Origin of the sequence: Flavobacterium sp. ZB4R12 (assembly GCF_048276375.1) — a bacterium.
In the GTDB taxonomy this organism is placed as follows: domain Bacteria; phylum Bacteroidota; class Bacteroidia; order Flavobacteriales; family Flavobacteriaceae; genus Flavobacterium; species Flavobacterium gawalongense.
This window is the reverse complement of record NZ_JBLNKS010000001.1, coordinates 125,071-142,666: the sequence shown is the minus strand read 5'-3', so window position 1 is coordinate 142,666 and position 17,596 is coordinate 125,071. Positions and strand designations below refer to the sequence as shown.

Here is a 17,596-nt window from a genome sequence, read left to right as displayed (position 1 = left end):
TTTTTTATACACTTATGAATTATTTATACTATATTTGTCATTATAATTAATAAGGATCTCGAATGAAAAATTATGTTATAGGATTAGATTATGGAACAGACTCTGTTCGAGCAATATTAATAGACACTGAAAACGGGCAGGAATTGGCATCGAATGTTTGTCAATACAAGCGATGGAAAAACAAAGAATATTGTAACGCATCTATAAATCAGTTTCGTCAACATCCTTTAGATCATATCGAAGGATTAGAAGCCACAATAAAATATGTTGTTGAAAACAGTACTATAGATCCTTCTCTGATACGAAGCATTTGCATCGACACAACAGGATCTTCTCCAGTACCCGTTACTGAAGACGGAATCCCTTTGGCTTTAACAAAGGGCTTTGAGAACAATCCAAATGCGATGATGGTACTTTGGAAAGATCATACTTCTGTAAATGAAGCAAATGAAATCAATGAACTTGCCGCTAATTGGGGTGGAGAAAATTTCACAAAATATGTTGGAGGAATTTATTCATCAGAATGGTTTTGGGCCAAAATTTTGCATATCGCAAGAACAGATGAAGCGGTAAAAAATGCGGCTTACACTTGGATGGAACATTGCGATTTAATGACCTATCTATTGATTGATAACAAAGATTTGAAATCGTTTAAAAGAAGTCGTTGTGCAGCTGGCCATAAAGCCATGTGGCATGAAGACTGGAATGGTTTACCTCCAGAAGAATTTCTAGGAAAACTACATCCTTATCTTGCAGCACTTCGCGGAAGATTATACGATGAAACCTATACATCTGATCTTGTAGCAGGGAATTTAAGCCAAGAATGGGCAACAAGATTGGGGCTTACCACAAATACAGTTGTCGCTGTTGGAACATTCGATGCGCACTCAGGTGCTGTTGGAGCAAAAATAGAAGAACATACATTGGTTCGTGTTATGGGAACCTCAACGTGTGATATTATTGTAGATTCGAAAAAGTCAATCGGAACAAAAACCGTACGTGGCATCTGCGGACAAGTTGATGGCTCGGTAATTCCAGGATTTATAGGTCTGGAAGCAGGTCAATCCGCTTTTGGAGATTTATTGGCTTGGTATAAAGAATTACTACTGTGGCCAACGGATCATTTATTAGCTACTTCTTCCCTTTTGACAGACGCTCAAAAAGAGCAACTAAAAGAAGAAATGAGCGATAATTTAATTATAAAATTAACGGCAGAGGCAGAAAAAATCCCATTATCAGAAAGTGTTCCAATCGCCTTAGATTGGATTAACGGAAGAAGAACTCCAGATGCCAATCAGGAAATAAAAAGTGCCATTTCTAATTTATCATTAGGCACAAAAGCGCCACATTTATTCAAATCTTTGGTTAACGCCATCTGTTTTGGTTCTAAAAAAATCGTAGACCGTTTTGAAGAAGAAGGGGTAAAAATAAACAGTGTCATCGGAATTGGTGGTGTAGCCAGAAAATCACCTTATATTATGCAAACTTTGGCTAATGTTTTGAACAAGCCTATTAAAATTGCAGCTTCAGATCAAACACCAGCATTAGGCGCCGCTATCTATGCAGCAGTTGCAGCAGGAATTTATCCTAATGTAATTGAAGCCAGTCAAAAAATGGGAAGTGATTTTGATGGAGAATATTTCCCTCAATTAGACAAAGTTGCAGCCTATCACAAATTGTTGTTAGCGTATGACCAGTTAAGTTCTTTTGCAGATCCATCTCTTAAAAAACTACAAAAAGAGCACTATGTATAAAGATTTAAAACAAGAATGCTACGAAGCAAACATGCAATTGAATGCATTAAATTTGGTAGTCTATACTTTTGGAAATGTGAGCGCAGTAGATAGAAAAAATGGTGTTTTCGCCATAAAACCTAGCGGAGTTCCTTACGAAGATTTAAAACCGGAAGATATCGTTATTGTTGATTTTGACAATAACATTGTCGAAGGCAGTATGCGTCCTTCATCGGATACAAAAACGCATGCATATTTATACAAAAATTGGCCAAACATTGGTGGTGTGGCACACACTCATGCTACGTATTCTGTGGCTTGGGCACAAGCACAAAGAGACATTCCAATATTTGGAACAACGCATGCCGATCACTTAACATCTGATATTCCTTGTGCAGCTCCAATGAGCGACGCGCTTATCGAGGGAAATTACGAACACAATACCGGAATCCAAATTTTGGATTGCTTTAAAGAAAAAAACCTTTCCTATGAAGAAGTTGAAATGGTTCTTATAGGCAATCACGGTTCTTTTGCTTGGGGAAAAAACGCTGCGAAAGCGGTTTATAATAGTAAAGTTTTAGAAGTAGTGGCCGAAATGGCTCACTTAACATTACTGATAAATCCAAATGCACCAAGACTAAAAGATTCATTAATAAAAAAACATTACGAACGTAAGCACGGGAAAGATTCCTATTACGGGCAAAAATAAATTTTGAAGATAATAGACCACTTATATTCCTATAGTTCCGACTCCCTCTCCTTTGGAGAGGGCTGGGGCGAGGTTCTTTAAAGTGCATTTTTTATACGATTTCTATTGAATCCCGAAAGCTTTATAATAATAGACAAAGAAAACATTAAACAAAAAATATGATCGATATATCTCAAAAGGAAGTTTGGTTTGTAGTAGGAAGCCAAGAATTATACGGTGAAGAAACGCTAAGAAAAGTAGCTGAACACTCACAACACATTGCAAAAGGATTGGATGGCTCATCACATATTCCAGTGAAAATCGTGTATAAAGATGTGGTAAAGTCTCCATCTCAAATTACTAATGTATGTCTAGAAGCGAATTCTAACAAAAACTGTATTGGTATTGTGGCTTGGATGCATACTTTTTCGCCTGCTAAAATGTGGATTGGCGGTTTAAGTATTCTTAAAAAACCATTATGTCACTTACATACCCAATTCAATGCGGAAATTCCATGGGCTTCTATGGATATGGACTTTATGAATTTAAATCAATCAGCTCACGGAGATAGAGAATTTGGTTTTATCATGTCCAGAATGCGTAAAAAACGCAAAGTGGTTGTAGGACATTGGGAAGACGAACGTGTTCAAAAGAAATTAGGCATTTGGTCCAGAGTGGTTTTAGGTTGGGATGAATTCCAAAACTTAAAAGTAGCTCGAATTGGAGACAATATGCGTGAAGTTGCTGTAACCGAAGGAGATAAAGTTGAAGCCCAAATCCGTTTTGGTTTTTCGGTAAATGGTTTCGACTCTTCGGATATAACAAAACATATTGATACAGTTTCTGATGCTGATACCAATAAACTGGTTGAAGTATATGAAACGTCATATAATTTGGCTCCGGCACTTCAAAAAGGTGGAGAAAAAAGAGACTCATTAGTAGAAGCTGCAAAAATTGAATTAGGATTAAGAGCATTCCTTGAAGAAGGCGGGTTCAAAGCATTTACAGATACTTTCGAAAATCTTGGTTCGTTAAAACAACTTCCTGGAATTGCGGTACAACGTCTTATGGCGGATGGATATGGTTTTGGTGGCGAAGGGGACTGGAAGACAGCAGCTTTACTCCGTGCGATGAAAGTAATGAATGTAGGTCTTGAAAATCAAGGTGGAACTTCATTCATGGAAGACTACACCTACCATTTTACACCTGAAAAATCATATGTTTTAGGTTCTCATATGTTGGAAATCTGTTCTTCTATTGCTGATGCTAAACCTTCTTGCGAAGTACATCCTTTAGGAATTGGAGGAAAAGAAGATCCTGTTCGTTTGGTGTTTAATGTAGTTGCAGGAAATGCTATTAATGCTTCATTGATTGATATGGGTAACCGATTCCGATTGATTGTAAACGAAGTAGAAGCCGTTGCTCCTATGGCTGATTTACCGAAACTTCCTGTTGCCCGTGTATTATGGGATTGCAAACCGGACCTTGATATTGCTGCAACAACATGGATATTGGCTGGTGGTGCACATCATACGGTTTACAGCCAAGTGATTACAACAGAATATATGGAAGATTTTGCCGATATTGCAGGAATAGAATTGCTTGTAATTGATGAGAAAACTACTATCAGAGACTTCAAGGATAAAATCAATGCCAATGAAGCCTATTACCATCTTTTTCAACATGGATTATAATAACTAAAAACAAGTAATTATGAATGTATTAAAACGTTGTATTTATGGTGTTTCCATAATAAGTTTAGCAGGTATGAATGTTCAATGTAAAGGTGATAAAAAAGTGGAAGAAACGACTAAAGAGGCAAAAGCTACAGAAATGGTAACTATCGAAAAATCCGCTTACGGAACTACTCCAAAAGGCGAAAAAATTGACAGTTACACGCTTAAAAACCAAAAAGGAATGGAAGTAAATATAATCACGTATGGTGGTATTATTTCTTCTCTAAAAGTTCCTAACAAAGCTGGAGTTTCAGAAGAAGTTGTTATTGGTTTTAATTCTTTGGAACAATACATGAAACCCAATCCGTATTTTGGAGCCCTTATCGGAAGATATGGCAACCGAATTGCAAAAGGTAAATTTACTTTGGACGGAAAAGAATATTCTTTAGCGATCAATAATACACCAAATGCATTACACGGTGGGCCAGAAGGATTCCACAGAGTCGTTTGGACTGCTGCTGAAGCAAAAGGTGGAGACAGCGCATCCTTAAAATTGAAGTATGTGAGTAAAGATATGGAAGAAGGTTATCCAGGAAACCTGACTGTTTTTGTAACCTACACGCTAAAAAATGATAATTCATTAGACGTACTTTACGAAGCGACTACAGACAAGAAAACAATTGTGAATTTGACGCAACATTCTTATTTTAACCTATCATCTGATTTTTCTAAACCAATTTTAGATCATGAAATAACTATCGATGCGGATAAATTAGTTCCAGTAGATGCGACATTGATTCCAACTGGTAAATTGACCGATGTAACGAATACACCTTTCGATTTTAGAAAACCTAAAGTTGTTGGGGCAGCCATAGAAGCTAAAGACGATCAGTTGAAAAAAGGATTGGGTTACGATCATTGTTGGGTACTAAACAATCAAGGCAAAGGAGAACGTTTTGCAGCTTCTGCTTATGATGCAGGAAGCGGAAGATTGCTTGAAGTATACACCGATCAACCAGGAATACAATTATATACCGGAAACTTTTTAGATGGAACTTTACCAATGAGAAACGGTGGAACTTATGCTCACAGAACTGGTTTATGTTTAGAAACACAACATTATCCAGATTCTCCAAATCAAAAAGATTTTCCATCTACGGTTTTAAACCCCGGAGAGAATTACAAGACAAAAACAACATTTAAGTTTTCGGTTAAATAAAAATTCAATAAAAAACACTAACTATTATAGATTAGTTTTCTATACCCATAATTAATAAGTTGAATGGTTTGGTTTATCATATGGAATTAGTTAGTAACCCCGGAAGTAAAATTTCCGGGGTTTTTTATGCAATTTATTACGGCCTAAATTTTCCACGACTTGAATAACGTGTTAAGAAAATCGAATAATCTTAACGCATTCTAAACCCAATTAATCATATGGGGAATTGTGACTTATGTGATAAAGAAGGTGTGATAAAATAGTAAAATGTATTATGACATTTAGTATATTTGACTAGTTACCAATAATTTTAAAGAGCATAATCGTAATTTTAGATTAAAACAACCACAAATCAAACTAATAAAAACGTTGCATAAATAATAATTAGTTTTTTAGTAACGAATTAATTACATTTGCAAAAGATTAACCAATGAGAAATTTACAATTTACAGATGAGTTTTTAGAATTTATAAACCTATCTGAAACCAATGTTAAGACTAAAATAAATTACTTATTTGAGGTAATAAAAACCCAATCGGTAATTAATTCTAAAGTCGCCAAGAAGTTAGTTAATAATGAATATCGTGTAATCGTATTTACATTAGACCACGATAATATAACCCAAAGTAAGGAGATACTATTTCTAAATGGGTTTATAAAAAAATCGACTAAAGACTACGACAAACAAATAAAAAAGGCAATTAAAATATTAGAACAATGGAACGAATGAAAATAAATATCGAGAAGTTAAAAAAAGAAACTCATAGTGTTAACGACTATTTAGACGAACAATACGGCAAACAAGGAACACCTGAGAGAGAAGAGTTTTCTAAAAACGCATTGTCTTTTTACTATGGCGAATTAATAAAAGAAAAACGCAAAGAAAAACATTTAACACAACAGCAATTAGCCGACCAAATAGGCAAAGAACGTGCCTACATTGCAAAAATAGAACAAGGTAAAACCGATTTGCAGATTTCTAATTTTGTACAAATTATCAATGCGCTGGGGTTGACGTTGCAAGTGAAAGAAAGTTAAAAGCAGTTAAATTCCAAAATAAGCAATGAACAAAATAATGAGGTACTTTATATGTTTTTTTTTCATCCCTTTTTTACTCTGGGTAGGCATAATATTTCTTTTCACTATAGGTAGTTTAGCATTATCAAAATTCGGTATTATTTCAGAAGACATATATTATAAAAACACAGATGCCGTTGGATGGACTGCTCTCCCTTTTTGTGTTATTTGTGGTATAAAATTCCATTATGATTTAATGAAAGAAAACAAAACAAGCAAACAAAGGGATGAAAAAAATGTTATGGAACACCTTCAAAGAGAAATAAAAAGGTGTACCGAATCTATAGAAATTTACAAGCCAGCCCACGCAAGTACATATTATAGCAGAGGAAATGCAAAGTTCCACTTACAAGACTACCAAAGTGCAATTGAAGATTACACAAAAGCAATTGAAGTTGACCCAAATTATGGCGAAGCTTACTATAGAAGAGGATTCGTAATGCATTCCCTTAAGCACTATCTAGGAGCAATTACCGATTACTCAAAAGCAATAGAAATTTATCCTAATTATGCGAGTGCTTATTATTATAGAGGAAATGCAAAGCGTTCTCTACAAGACTATCGAGGGGCGATACAAGATTATACAAAAGCCATAAAGCTTGACAGACATTTTAAAGATGCATATAAAAACAGAGGGATTGCAAAATATCATTTACGAAACTACTTAGGCTCTATAGCCGATTACACAAGGTCAATAGACCCTAATCATAATGCTGCAAAATTAGAAAAAGAACAAGAATCAAATAACATATTCAATCGAAACAGAAATTTCAAGGGATAAACAACATTGTGGAATTTAAAGAAATGTTCTGATTAGCAATAATTTTAAAGTTCAAATTACAGGCAAATGGAAGATAACAAAACGTTTAATAATCGTATGAATATTAAATACTATGAAGAAGGTTACAATACAGATAAAATGATTTTCTTAATTGAAAACCCTGAAAAGACAGAAAGAAACTTCATAGAAAGCAAGATTGAGCAATTCAACCAATTAGAATTAGAATATAAAAGAAAATGCGATTTATCCGATGATGAAGTATATCAGGAAATTAAGAAAACAGGAATAGTTGCAAATTTCATTAAAAGAGGCTTTGATAAAACTGATAAAAAAGATTTTGAAGCCAATTTAGAAGACCGCTTTTTAAAATTTAGACAAAAATACATTTTCAAAGAAAAAAGAGAGGAAGGCATACGTTCAAAATTTTACAAGGCTAAACTTAAAAGTTTACCTAATACAGAGACAACAAAAGAGGAAATTGAACAAGAAGAAAAAACACCTTATAAAATTGCTTTACTCAAAGAACTTGGATTTTTTGAATTAGATAAAATAAAAAAACTTTCAAAAGAAAACTCATTTAAAGTTATTCAAAAACTAATAAGCGGAACGCCTAGAACAATTAAAGGAAATATTAATGTTTTAAATGAAGGCAGCCAGGAAGACAGAAATAAATACACCTCGAATAACCACATAGAAGAGGTCAAAAACTATTTAGATAAACTTAAATAGATAGGATGGGCGAACGAATGGGCGAATATCTAAATTTTGCCCCAATTAATTTTGTTGAAATAAATGTAAAATATTTCAACTATGCAACAATTCCAAATCCTTCAAACAACACCCCAACAACTACAAAGCGAAATTAACGCAGGGGTAAAAAACATTTTAGAAGATTTTCTAAAAAACTTTAAAACCAAAAAGCGTAAAAAGCAACTTTTAAAAAGAGAAAAAGAAAAATTGGCAAAAGTTATTTTATCAATTGTACGAATAGCGATAGTCTTAATACATTTGATTGATCCTGAACCTTCATTATTACAAAACAATCATTCCGTAATAATTACCTTCTTATTTCAAGTAATATCGCTTATAAAAATATAGAAAACCCCATAAAACCAAAAAAACCGCTTCTTTCGAAGCGGTTTTTGTACCCGGAGCCGGAGTCGAACCGGCACGGTTTCCCACAGGTGTTTGAGACCAGCGCGTCTACCAATTCCGCCATCCGGGCTTAGCTAGACATGAAATAACGACAGTTATTTCAACGCAATAAAAGATGTGATTGTATTTAAATCAACCATCAATTCCTTTAACACGGTGCAAATGTAAAAAATAATATTAAATGTTCAACTAAAAATACTTAAATTTTTCCTTTCAGAGTTGAATAAATTTTATAAATTTGCACCTCGCTAAAAACGGAACACACAACTAACTACACCCGAGGCGTATACAAACATCCGGCTTTAGAAGAATGACAAAGCCGAATTGTATGGAGCGTAGCGGAATAAAAACAACAAATTAAATGTCACACCTAGAACCAGAAGCTAAAATTTTTGCTTGTTCACAAAGTGTCTATCTTGCAGAAAAAATAGCTGAGAAATACGGAATTCCGTTAGGCAAAATTACCATGGCTAAATACAGCGATGGCGAATTTCAACCTTCTTACGAAGAGTCTATCAGAGGTTTACGCGTTTTTATCGTTTGTTCGACTTTTCCAACTGCAGATAATTTGATGGAATTGTTACTGATGATTGATGCTGCAAAACGGGCTTCGGCAAGACACATTACTGCAGTAATTCCTTACTTTGGTTGGGCAAGACAAGACCGAAAAGACAAGCCAAGAGTTCCGATAGGAGCTAAATTAGTAGCTAATTTATTAGATGCTGCAGGCGCAACAAGAGTAATGACCATGGATTTGCATGCTGATCAAATTCAAGGATTCTTTGAAAAACCAGTAGATCATCTTTTTGCTTCAACTATCTTTATACCTTATGTAGAAAGTTTAGGTTTAGATAATTTGACGATTGCTTCGCCAGATATGGGTGGTTCAAAAAGAGCCTATGCCTATTCTAAATTCTTAGAATCTGACGTAGTTATTTGTTACAAACAAAGAAAAGAGGCAAACATTATCGACACCATGGAATTAATTGGTGAGGTAAAAGGCAGAAATGTAATCCTAGTGGATGACATGATTGATACCGGAGGCACTTTGGCGAAAGCCGCAGATTTAATGATCGAAAAAGGAGCATTAAGCGTAAGAGCCATTTGTACACACGCCATTTTATCAGGTGATGCTTACGAAAAAATAGAAAAATCGCAATTGAGCGAATTGATAGTTACCGATTCTATTCCGTTGAAGGCAGCATCAAACAAAATAAGAGTGTTGAGTTGTGCACCTCTTTTTGCTGAAGTTATGCACATGGTGCACCACAACAATTCCATTAGTGGAAAATTTATAATGTAACTGTCATTGCCAGCAACGAAGCAATCTCATTACACAAAATGCCGATAGCCAAAAGCTAAAAGCCAAACAAGTAATATTATTTAATAACTATATTTTTTTTACAATGAAATCGATTACAATTAAAGGATCAGAAAGAGAAAGCGTGGGCAAAGTTGCGACTAAAGCCTTACGTAATGCTGGATTGGTTCCTTGCGTATTATACGGAGGAAATCAGGCAGTTCATTTCTCAGCAGAAGTTATGGCTTTCAAAAACTTGGTTTACACTCCAAACGCTCACACAGTTGAGATCGATCTTGGAAAAGGAAAATCATTTAACGCTGTTTTACAAGACATCCAGGTTCACCCGGTGTCTGACAAGATTTTACATATTGACTTCTTTCAATTATTTGATGACAAAGAAATCACTATGGAAGTTCCTGTAAAAGTGGTTGGAACTTCTAAAGGAGTTCTTGCTGGTGGTGTTTTACGCTTGAACACTCGTAAACTTAAAGTAAAAGCTTTACCAAAAAATCTTCCGGATTTTATTGAAGCTGACATTACTCCACTTGAAATGGGTAACAAATTGTACGTTACGAAACTTGTTTCTGACAACTACAAATTGATTCACCCTGACAACACTGTTGTTGCTCAAGTAAGAATTTCTCGTGCGGCTATGAAAGCAGCTCAAGAAGCAGCAAAAGCAGCGAAAGCTCCTGCAAAAGGAAAGAAAAAATAATATTTTTTCAATCATTCAAGAAAGCATCAGTTGTAAAACTGATGCTTTTTTTTTGAATAGCAGCGAAAGATTAGGCTTTTTAGGAAATAGGTTTCCCACTGTCATTCCAATCTTTTTTGAGTCGAAAAAAAATCGCCTCAAAAAAGGATTTTCCCTTCCATCGGGGCTAATTGGGTTTTATGGTTTTGTTCTTGGGGTTATTACAAGATTGGCAAAAAAACCACCCCGCCTTGCAGGCACCCCTCCAGAGGAGGGGAAGTCGTGCGCATTCCCCTCCTCTGGAGGGGTGCCTGCAAGGCGGGGTGGCCTCTTCCGCTACCCACAAAACATTTTCCAACACACAAGTTTCCTTAATTAACAGATTAAGTCTATTTTTGCAGCATGATAAAATGGATTTCAAATTTATTCTCATCAACAAAAATAGAAGACAATACGGATTGTATGAAGAAATTTTTAATAGTTGGACTCGGCAACATTGGCGCCGAATATGTAAACACGAGACACAACATCGGTTTTAAAATAGTCGATTTCTTTGCCAGAAAAGAAGGAATCAACTTCGAAACCGTAAAACTGGGCTCCCTTGCCGAATATAAATTCAAGGGAAGAACCTTTTTACTTTTGAAACCCAATACCTATATGAACTTGAGCGGAAAAGCCGTTAAATACTGGATGACGGCAGCAAATATTCCTTTGGAAAATATTTTAGTCATTACAGATGATTTGAATCTTTCTTTTGGGACTATTCGCATCAAACCAAAAGGAAGCGATGGCGGACACAATGGATTGAAAAACATCAATCTTGTCCTGAATACGCAGAACTACACCCGATTCCGTTTTGGGATTAGCGACGAATTCAAGAAAGGAAAACAAGTTGATTATGTCCTTGGCGACTGGGATGATGTTGAAAAAACGGCACTTCCGGAGCGATTAGAATTAGCTTCAGAGATTATAAAATCTTTTGGAACTGCAGGATTAGAAAATACCATGACCACATTTAATGGAAAATAAAAAAAGGAAAACATAATCACGTTTCCCTTTTTTAGTAAATTCTATTTTGATTATTCAATCACTATTTTTTTCGATTCTTTCCTATCTCCATCAATCACTGTCAATAAATAAAGTCCGGGTTGAGCATTTTTCAATTGGATATTTTCATTGAAATTTTGTTGAATTCCATATTCTTTTTCGAAAATTTTTCTGCCTGACAAATCGTGCACTAGTACTTTTATTCTACTAGTAGAATCACTGGTAAATTTTAAGTTAAAATTACCTTTGTTGGGATTTGGATACAAGACAACATCAGTAATTTTAAAATCAGATGTCGCTAAAGTAAACGTTTGTGTACAAATAGTTATTGATGCCGAATCCAATGTACCAGTATCTCCTGTATAAGCATCACGAACTCTAAAAGTCCAAATACCCTGAGGGTTTTCCCCATTAAAAGTCGCTAATGGTTCAAATGGAGATACAGTTTGAGCGGTAGTTGTTCCACAAACAAGCGAACCTCCCAAATCATCGTAATTCAACGACAAACTACTATTCATAGCTGCACAACTTCTTTCAAATAATTTCACAGTAGTCCCTTGCGGACTTACCATCTCTATTTGCACATCTGACAAATACGAATGGGTAAGACCTACTGCAAAATTTACATCTGCTATAGTTCCAGTTGTACTAGGAACACTAATTGTTTTAGAGGTATAAGTCTGCGATTCCGGTATGGAGAAAGGAGCTGCAAAAGTATAAGTAGCACAAGAAGAAGTAATCGAATATCCAATTGCAAATGACTTGCCATTTACAGCATAATAAATATTCCCTGTTGGCTCAATTAAAATCCTGCAATTTTTTGCTGTAATATTTGGAACTGTGATTGTTTGAGAACCATCATTTGGAGTATTAGAAACCAGTATTGTAGGAAAAGTCAGCCCTCCATCCGTAGAAAGCTTAATATTCACATTTGTTGATCCAACCAAAGCATTTGAACCATTTACACTCCAAGTTACCGTTTGTGTTGTTCCTTGAAACCAACTTGAATTTTCTGTGTTTTGTGACGTAACTGCAAATGGACCAACTGTTCCGCTTACATTTACAATCATTTCATCGGTATTGGTTTGTGCTGTTCCAAGAGCCGCATTATCCCTGCCGGTTAAGGTAAAATGGAGTGTTCTCGCAATAGTAGAAACAGATTCCCAAGTCGTAGTCAATTTATTAGACAACACCGTACTGTAAGCAGGCATATAGCGAATTGGGGAACTGCTTGGATACATAGATCTAAAAAGCGGGCCATCTAATTTAGTTGAGAAAGCAACACTATTTGCTCCACTCGTTGTGGTAGCTGTGTCATTTTGTTCCCAACAATAAGTAATAGTATTACCATCAACATCAGAACCCGTTCCTATCAACTTAAAAGCTGTTCCATTAGGAATAGTATAATCTAAACCGGCACTAATTGTTGGAGGACTATTACTTATTGGTGTACTTGTTCCACAAGTTTTTAAAGAAAGATTATCTTGAATTTGTTTAATGCTTACATAAGTAAAATAATCATCCGAATTAGCTTGAACATCATAATTTGCAGTAATTCCTGCATACCCCATAATCGTAGAACCGCTTCCTGGCTCGACACTAACTCCAGAACCTTCAAGGACATATGAAAAGGTGTGTTCTGCACCCAGCTGATGCCCCATTTCATGAGCTACAAAATCTATATCAAACGCATCACCTTCTGGTTTCGCATCGCTTGGTGAAGTATAAGCACTCCCTTTTGCTAAAGGATTATCAATTGTAGGATTTACACACACACAGCCAATGCAGCCAGCATTTCCACCGCTACCTGTGGCACCAAATAAATGTCCTACATCATAATTTCCATTTCCAATAACAGTAGTCAAAGTGGTCTGTACTTCTTGGCTCCACCCTACTGGAGCTTCATCAACCACTGTAGAATATGGATCGGTAGCGGCATCAGTATAAATTATATCGGTATCATTTGCGATAATGCTTAATTTTACGGCCAAATCTTTATTGAAAATACCATTCACTCTGCTCATGGTTGCATTCATTCCGGCCAGAGCACCAGCTGCAGTTCCCCCAAAATAAGCAGTATATTCACCCGTACAGGACAAAGCAAGCTTTAAAGTTTTAAAAACTTGGTTGCTCGCTGAAATTTTACCGGTTTTATTTAGTAACAGTTTGTTTAAAGCTACATCTTCCGTTTTGCAACTAAAAGGCAAACTTCCTCTAATTCTGCTTTTAGCCTCAAAAAGAACATAAACCGTTTTGTCTTTAGAATACCGCTCAATAAATTCTGATCCACTGTCCCCTCTTAGAATCATGGTCTGAATTCCTTTGGGTGACAAACTGAAATAAAGTGACGCATTACGATCTGTAATTCCAATACCGGCATAAGCCCGTATATCTGGATATTTAGCTTGCAATTCCGGTTCAAAATTAGAATACTCCCACACCAAAAATTTTTCTAAAACACCATTCCTATTTGGAACAGCAATTTCGATTCTGTTTTCCTTGGCTGTTTTATTCTGAAGTGGCTCCAAAGATTGTTTTATAGCAACTTCGTCTAATTTGAATAACAATTGATTATCAGCACTTGGCTTCGCACCGTTTCTGTCTGAAACACCAACCATATCTTGATTAATTCTTTTCCAAGGAGAGCCATTTTGAGCATGGATGGTTGAATTAGAAAGAACAATTATAAAGAATAGTATAATTCTTTTCATGATTTGAAAATATTTGTACTTCAAAATTAAAGCATTTATGTTAATGTATGGATCCATTAGCTAATATTTTAAATGAAATATTAGTTTCAATATCTCGCTTTTTGGTTTTTAATCCCTTTTTTTTAGAAACCTACGCTAAATTCTATCGAAAATCAATTCCTCATACCGTTACTTTTAAAATAGATAGTATAAATTTGCACTATTATAAAATATTTGCTTTGAAGATTTTTCATTCTATAAACGATTTCAGTTCCACAAAAAAAACAATCCTAACTTTGGGTACTTTTGACGGAGTTCATATTGGTCACAAAAAAATTCTGGAGAGAGTAATTCAAAAAACTAAAAATGAGAATTACGAAAGTTTAGTTCTTACTTTTTTTCCTCATCCCAGAATGGTTTTACAGGAACACTCTGACATAAAACTACTCAATACCATAGACGAAAAAATAGACTTATTGGAACAAATAGGCATTGAAAATCTTGTCATCCATCCTTTTGATGAAACTTTTTCCAGATTAACTGCCGAAGATTTCGTGAGAACTGTTCTTGTGGATCGGTTTCATATCCAAAAAATAATTATTGGTTACGACCACCGTTTTGGAAGAAATCGTACTGCTAACATTGACGATCTTATAGCTTTTGGAAAACAATATGATTTTGAAGTGGAGCAAATATCCGTTCAGGAAATAAATGATATTTCCGTGAGTTCTACCAAAATCAGGAAAGCTTTATTAGAAGGAGATATGGCTTTGGCCAATAACTATTTAGGATACGATTATTTTCTGACCGGAATTATTATCAAAGGAAAACAATTGGGAAGAACTATAAATTTTCCAACGGCTAACTTAAAAATCGAAGAAAACTACAAGCTTATCCCACAAAACGGGGTCTATATTGTAAAAAGCACCATCAATCAAAAAACCGTTTTTGGTATGATGAATATTGGATTCAACCCTACTGTTGATGGAGAAAGTCAATCTATAGAAATCCATTATTTTGATTTCAATGAAGATTTATACAATCAAAAAATAAGGGTTTCTATCTTACACAGAATTCGTTCAGAGCAAAAATTTGAATCTGTTGCGCTTTTAAAAGAGCAACTTGAAAAAGACAAAAAAACTGCGATAGCCTATCTAAATAAAATTTAGATTTTTCATAAATTATTTTTTAACACATTTCATAAAATATTGTCATATTTTCTGTAAATTTGATACATAATGTATTGTTTATCATAGCGGTATTATTTTTAACTTTTTTAAAAACTAATCATATGAAACTGCCAAAAGAATTTTACAACGGATTTATTATTTTCATCGGAATTGGACTTTACTTTTTGTCAATGGAGCTTTTGGGTCTTGCCGACGTGCTTTACTTACGCCTATTTAACATCTTGTTTGTATTTTATGGAACCAACAGAACCTTAAAAGCAAATTTTGCAGAAGGCAACACAATTCTTGTTTCAAATGCTGTTTCAGCATTGATCACATCGCTCACAGGGGTGTTTTTAAGCATCATTGGACTAATCATTTACAGTTTTTCAAAAGGTGGTGATTCCTATGTGGAATCATTGTCAAAAACATTTTTGTTCGGAGGAAATCCATCAGTGATGACCTATTCCATTTCTTTGCTTTTCGAAGGAATCGTATCAGCCGTAATTGTAACATTTATGCTAATGTTGTATTGGGACACTCGTTATACTTCCGATAAACACCAAAATTAAATCAATAAGAAATCAAAATTTTACTGATTTGTATCGATTTCAAAAAAGACATACCTTTTTTAATTCAAACATGTATTCTATTTTTAAATTTTAAAAACTAGCGCATGAAACTACCAAAAGAATTATTGAACGGATGTATTATTTTCATCGGAATTGGGGTTTATTTTTTGCTGATGAATGCATTGGGATTCGCCGATGTATTTTATTTGCGTCTCATTAATGTATTTTTTGTTTTTTATGGCGTAAACAGGACCATCGAAATGAATCTCGCAGAAGGCAAAAAAAATTTTGTTGCTAATGCTATTTCGGCAATGATCACTTCACTCATAGGAGTATTTTTAAGCATCATTGGATTAGTTATTTACAGTTCCATGAATGGTGGTTCCTATGTAAAATCATTGCCCAAAACCTTTTTGTTTGGCGGAAATCCATCAGTCAACACTTATTCCATTTGTTTGCTTTTTGAAGGGATCGCATCTTCAGTAATTGTTACCATGTTATTAATGTTATATTGGAACAACCGCCATGCAACGGATTAATTTTAGCCATTAAATTGTTTCTAATTGGCTTTTCAAGGCTATTACATTGCTTCTTTAGAACAATTTGACTACTTTTGGCGCATCAAAAAATCGTATCGATGAGCATTACAAAACATAACTGGACGAAAGACGAAATTATCGCAATATACAACAAGCCTATGATGGATTTGCTTTTTGAAGCAGCTTCAATTCATAGAGAACATCATGACCCCAATGTTGTTCAAGTTTCGACCTTATTGTCAATAAAAACTGGTGGATGCCCGGAAGATTGCGGCTATTGTCCACAAGCTGCCCGTTATCATACCGAAATTGAAGGCAATGATTTAATGTCCGTAAGCCAAGTAAAAGCACAGGCTTTGCGCGCAAAATCAAGCGGATCCTCTCGTGTTTGCATGGGAGCGGCTTGGAGAAATGTAAAAGACGGTCCTGAATTTGACCAAGTGCTTGAAATGGTTCGTACCATAAACAAACTGGATATGGAAGTGTGCTGCACCCTTGGAATGATCACTGAAAACCAGGCACACCGTTTGGCAGAAGCAGGTTTATACGCTTACAACCACAATTTAGACACTTCAGAAGAATATTATAAAGAAGTAATCTCAACACGCGGATTTGAAGACCGTTTGCAAACCATAGAGAATGTTCGTAAAACGAATGTTACTGTTTGTAGTGGTGGAATAATCGGGATGGGAGAAAGTATCGAAGACAGAGCAGGAATGCTTGTAGCACTTTCTACATTAAATCCACAACCTGAATCAGTGCCAATAAATGCATTGGTTGCTGTTGAAGGAACCCCGATGGAAGAAGAAAAACCAGTTGAAATATGGGAAATGATCCGAATGGTGGCTACCACCAGAATTATCATGCCGGAAACTCAAGTGCGTCTATCAGCAGGTAGAATGAACATGAGCCGCGAGGGACAAGCCATGTGTTTCTTTGCCGGTGCCAATTCTATTTTTGCAGGAGATAAACTGTTAACTACCCCAAATCCTGATGTAAATGAAGACATGAAAATGTTTGAAATGTTAGGTTTGAATCCTCAAAAACCATTTACAAAAGTTTCTCAACCACAAACGGTTGAAGCTGCAGATTCTCAATTTGCTCCTCTTGGCGAAAAACCAAAATGGTCGAGACCAGGACATACGATAGACAGAAATCTTGAAGCATCGGCTAAAGAAAAATAATAGATTCTACCTAAATTAAAGCTTTTCTAATTTTGCTCTTAGCCTAAAAATTAAGAGCATTTTTTAATT

General features: G+C 35.2%; 17 protein-coding genes and 1 tRNA gene. 16 read left to right on the top strand and 2 right to left on the bottom strand.

Translation table 11 applies throughout. The features are described from left to right. Positions 1-62: 62 nt before the first annotated feature. The 9 genes from ACNO7W_RS00590 (at position 63) to ACNO7W_RS00550 (ending at position 8,272) form a co-directional block, all read left to right on the top strand. The gene (locus ACNO7W_RS00590; protein ID WP_417936615.1) at positions 63-1,754 is read left to right on the top strand and encodes a ribulokinase; all 1,692 of its coding nucleotides are present in this window, start codon (positions 63-65) and stop codon (positions 1,752-1,754) included. Further along, positions 1,747-2,442: an L-ribulose-5-phosphate 4-epimerase gene (locus ACNO7W_RS00585; RefSeq protein ID WP_417936614.1), complete on the top strand. Its 696-nt coding sequence runs from the start codon at positions 1,747-1,749 to the stop codon at positions 2,440-2,442. Before ACNO7W_RS00590 ends, ACNO7W_RS00585 begins: the two co-directional genes overlap by 8 nt. A gap of 158 nt (positions 2,443-2,600) precedes the next feature. Next, entirely contained in the window at positions 2,601-4,115 is a 1,515-nt protein-coding gene (gene araA / locus ACNO7W_RS00580) for an L-arabinose isomerase (protein WP_417936613.1), read from the top strand. Positions 4,116-4,134: 19 nt separating this feature from the next. Next, positions 4,135-5,316, top strand: coding sequence for an aldose epimerase family protein (locus ACNO7W_RS00575; RefSeq protein ID WP_417936612.1), 1,182 nt, complete (start codon positions 4,135-4,137; stop codon positions 5,314-5,316). Between the two features lie 430 nt (positions 5,317-5,746). Continuing rightward, positions 5,747-6,046 carry an addiction module toxin RelE gene (locus tag ACNO7W_RS00570; RefSeq protein ID WP_417936611.1) on the top strand — a complete coding sequence of 100 codons (300 nt, stop codon included), beginning with the start codon at positions 5,747-5,749 and terminating at the stop codon, positions 6,044-6,046. Next, positions 6,043-6,354 (top strand): helix-turn-helix domain-containing protein, encoded by a 312-nt coding sequence (locus tag ACNO7W_RS00565; protein WP_417936610.1) that lies wholly within the window; start codon positions 6,043-6,045, stop codon positions 6,352-6,354. Before ACNO7W_RS00570 ends, ACNO7W_RS00565 begins: the two co-directional genes overlap by 4 nt. Positions 6,355-6,379: 25 nt before the next feature. Beyond that, a complete protein-coding gene (locus tag ACNO7W_RS00560; RefSeq protein ID WP_417936609.1) occupies positions 6,380-7,174 on the top strand; it encodes a tetratricopeptide repeat protein in 795 nt (264 codons plus the stop codon). 66 nt (positions 7,175-7,240) lie between these two features. After that, positions 7,241-7,903, top strand: a complete 663-nt coding sequence (locus tag ACNO7W_RS00555; protein ID WP_417936608.1) for a hypothetical protein — start codon at positions 7,241-7,243, stop codon at positions 7,901-7,903. A gap of 81 nt (positions 7,904-7,984) precedes the next feature. Next, positions 7,985-8,272: a hypothetical protein gene (locus ACNO7W_RS00550; RefSeq protein WP_417936607.1), complete on the top strand. Its 288-nt coding sequence runs from the start codon at positions 7,985-7,987 to the stop codon at positions 8,270-8,272. Positions 8,273-8,319: 47 nt separating this feature from the next. Here the strand turns inward: ACNO7W_RS00550 and ACNO7W_RS00545 are convergent. After that, positions 8,320-8,399, bottom strand: a tRNA-Leu gene (locus ACNO7W_RS00545). Between the two features lie 291 nt (positions 8,400-8,690). On the opposite strand from ACNO7W_RS00545, the gene ACNO7W_RS00540 reads away from it, so the two are divergent. From ACNO7W_RS00540 to pth, 3 genes are all read left to right on the top strand, one after another. Then, positions 8,691-9,632, top strand: a complete 942-nt coding sequence (locus ACNO7W_RS00540; RefSeq protein WP_417936606.1) for a ribose-phosphate pyrophosphokinase — start codon at positions 8,691-8,693, stop codon at positions 9,630-9,632. Between the two features lie 103 nt (positions 9,633-9,735). Then, on the top strand, positions 9,736-10,347 hold the full coding sequence (locus ACNO7W_RS00535; protein WP_143387221.1) for a 50S ribosomal protein L25/general stress protein Ctc: 612 nt from the start codon (positions 9,736-9,738) through the stop codon (positions 10,345-10,347). A 381-nt stretch (positions 10,348-10,728) separates the two neighbouring features. Next, the gene (pth, locus tag ACNO7W_RS00530; protein ID WP_417936605.1) at positions 10,729-11,355 is read left to right on the top strand and encodes an aminoacyl-tRNA hydrolase; all 627 of its coding nucleotides are present in this window, start codon (positions 10,729-10,731) and stop codon (positions 11,353-11,355) included. Positions 11,356-11,405: 50 nt separating this feature from the next. Here pth and ACNO7W_RS00525 read toward each other — a convergent pair whose 3' ends face one another. Next, complete coding sequence (locus ACNO7W_RS00525) at positions 11,406-14,141, bottom strand: reprolysin-like metallopeptidase (protein WP_417936604.1); 2,736 nt, start codon at positions 14,139-14,141, stop codon at positions 11,406-11,408. Between the two features lie 161 nt (positions 14,142-14,302). Here ACNO7W_RS00525 and ACNO7W_RS00520 point away from each other — a divergent pair, with 161 nt between their 5' ends. The 4 genes from ACNO7W_RS00520 to bioB all read left to right on the top strand — a co-directional run bounded on the left by ACNO7W_RS00520 (position 14,303) and on the right by bioB (position 17,527). Beyond that, entirely contained in the window at positions 14,303-15,232 is a 930-nt protein-coding gene (locus ACNO7W_RS00520; protein ID WP_143387247.1) for a bifunctional riboflavin kinase/FAD synthetase, read from the top strand. A gap of 122 nt (positions 15,233-15,354) precedes the next feature. After that, on the top strand, positions 15,355-15,804 hold the full coding sequence (locus tag ACNO7W_RS00515) for a hypothetical protein (protein WP_143387223.1): 450 nt from the start codon (positions 15,355-15,357) through the stop codon (positions 15,802-15,804). Between the two features lie 104 nt (positions 15,805-15,908). Continuing rightward, positions 15,909-16,343, top strand: a complete 435-nt coding sequence (locus tag ACNO7W_RS00510) for a hypothetical protein (protein ID WP_143387224.1) — start codon at positions 15,909-15,911, stop codon at positions 16,341-16,343. A gap of 98 nt (positions 16,344-16,441) precedes the next feature. Further along, positions 16,442-17,527, top strand: a complete 1,086-nt coding sequence (gene bioB / locus ACNO7W_RS00505) for a biotin synthase BioB (protein WP_143387225.1) — start codon at positions 16,442-16,444, stop codon at positions 17,525-17,527. The last annotated feature ends 69 nt before the right edge of the window (positions 17,528-17,596 follow it).

Coding starts and splice junctions, on each gene's coding strand:
- ACNO7W_RS00590 (WP_417936615.1), top strand. CDS start 63: ATGAAAAATTATGTTATAGGATTAGATTATGGAACAGACTCTGTTCGA.
- ACNO7W_RS00585 (WP_417936614.1), top strand. CDS start 1,747: ATGTATAAAGATTTAAAACAAGAATGCTACGAAGCAAACATGCAATTG.
- araA (WP_417936613.1), top strand. CDS start 2,601: ATGATCGATATATCTCAAAAGGAAGTTTGGTTTGTAGTAGGAAGCCAA.
- ACNO7W_RS00575 (WP_417936612.1), top strand. CDS start 4,135: ATGAATGTATTAAAACGTTGTATTTATGGTGTTTCCATAATAAGTTTA.
- ACNO7W_RS00570 (WP_417936611.1), top strand. CDS start 5,747: ATGAGAAATTTACAATTTACAGATGAGTTTTTAGAATTTATAAACCTA.
- ACNO7W_RS00565 (WP_417936610.1), top strand. CDS start 6,043: ATGAAAATAAATATCGAGAAGTTAAAAAAAGAAACTCATAGTGTTAAC.
- ACNO7W_RS00560 (WP_417936609.1), top strand. CDS start 6,380: ATGAACAAAATAATGAGGTACTTTATATGTTTTTTTTTCATCCCTTTT.
- ACNO7W_RS00555 (WP_417936608.1), top strand. CDS start 7,241: ATGGAAGATAACAAAACGTTTAATAATCGTATGAATATTAAATACTAT.
- ACNO7W_RS00550 (WP_417936607.1), top strand. CDS start 7,985: ATGCAACAATTCCAAATCCTTCAAACAACACCCCAACAACTACAAAGC.
- ACNO7W_RS00540 (WP_417936606.1), top strand. CDS start 8,691: ATGTCACACCTAGAACCAGAAGCTAAAATTTTTGCTTGTTCACAAAGT.
- ACNO7W_RS00535 (WP_143387221.1), top strand. CDS start 9,736: ATGAAATCGATTACAATTAAAGGATCAGAAAGAGAAAGCGTGGGCAAA.
- pth (WP_417936605.1), top strand. CDS start 10,729: ATGATAAAATGGATTTCAAATTTATTCTCATCAACAAAAATAGAAGAC.
- ACNO7W_RS00525 (WP_417936604.1), bottom strand. CDS start 14,141: ATGGATCCATACATTAACATAAATGCTTTAATTTTGAAGTACAAATAT.
- ACNO7W_RS00515 (WP_143387223.1), top strand. CDS start 15,355: ATGAAACTGCCAAAAGAATTTTACAACGGATTTATTATTTTCATCGGA.
- ACNO7W_RS00510 (WP_143387224.1), top strand. CDS start 15,909: ATGAAACTACCAAAAGAATTATTGAACGGATGTATTATTTTCATCGGA.
- bioB (WP_143387225.1), top strand. CDS start 16,442: ATGAGCATTACAAAACATAACTGGACGAAAGACGAAATTATCGCAATA.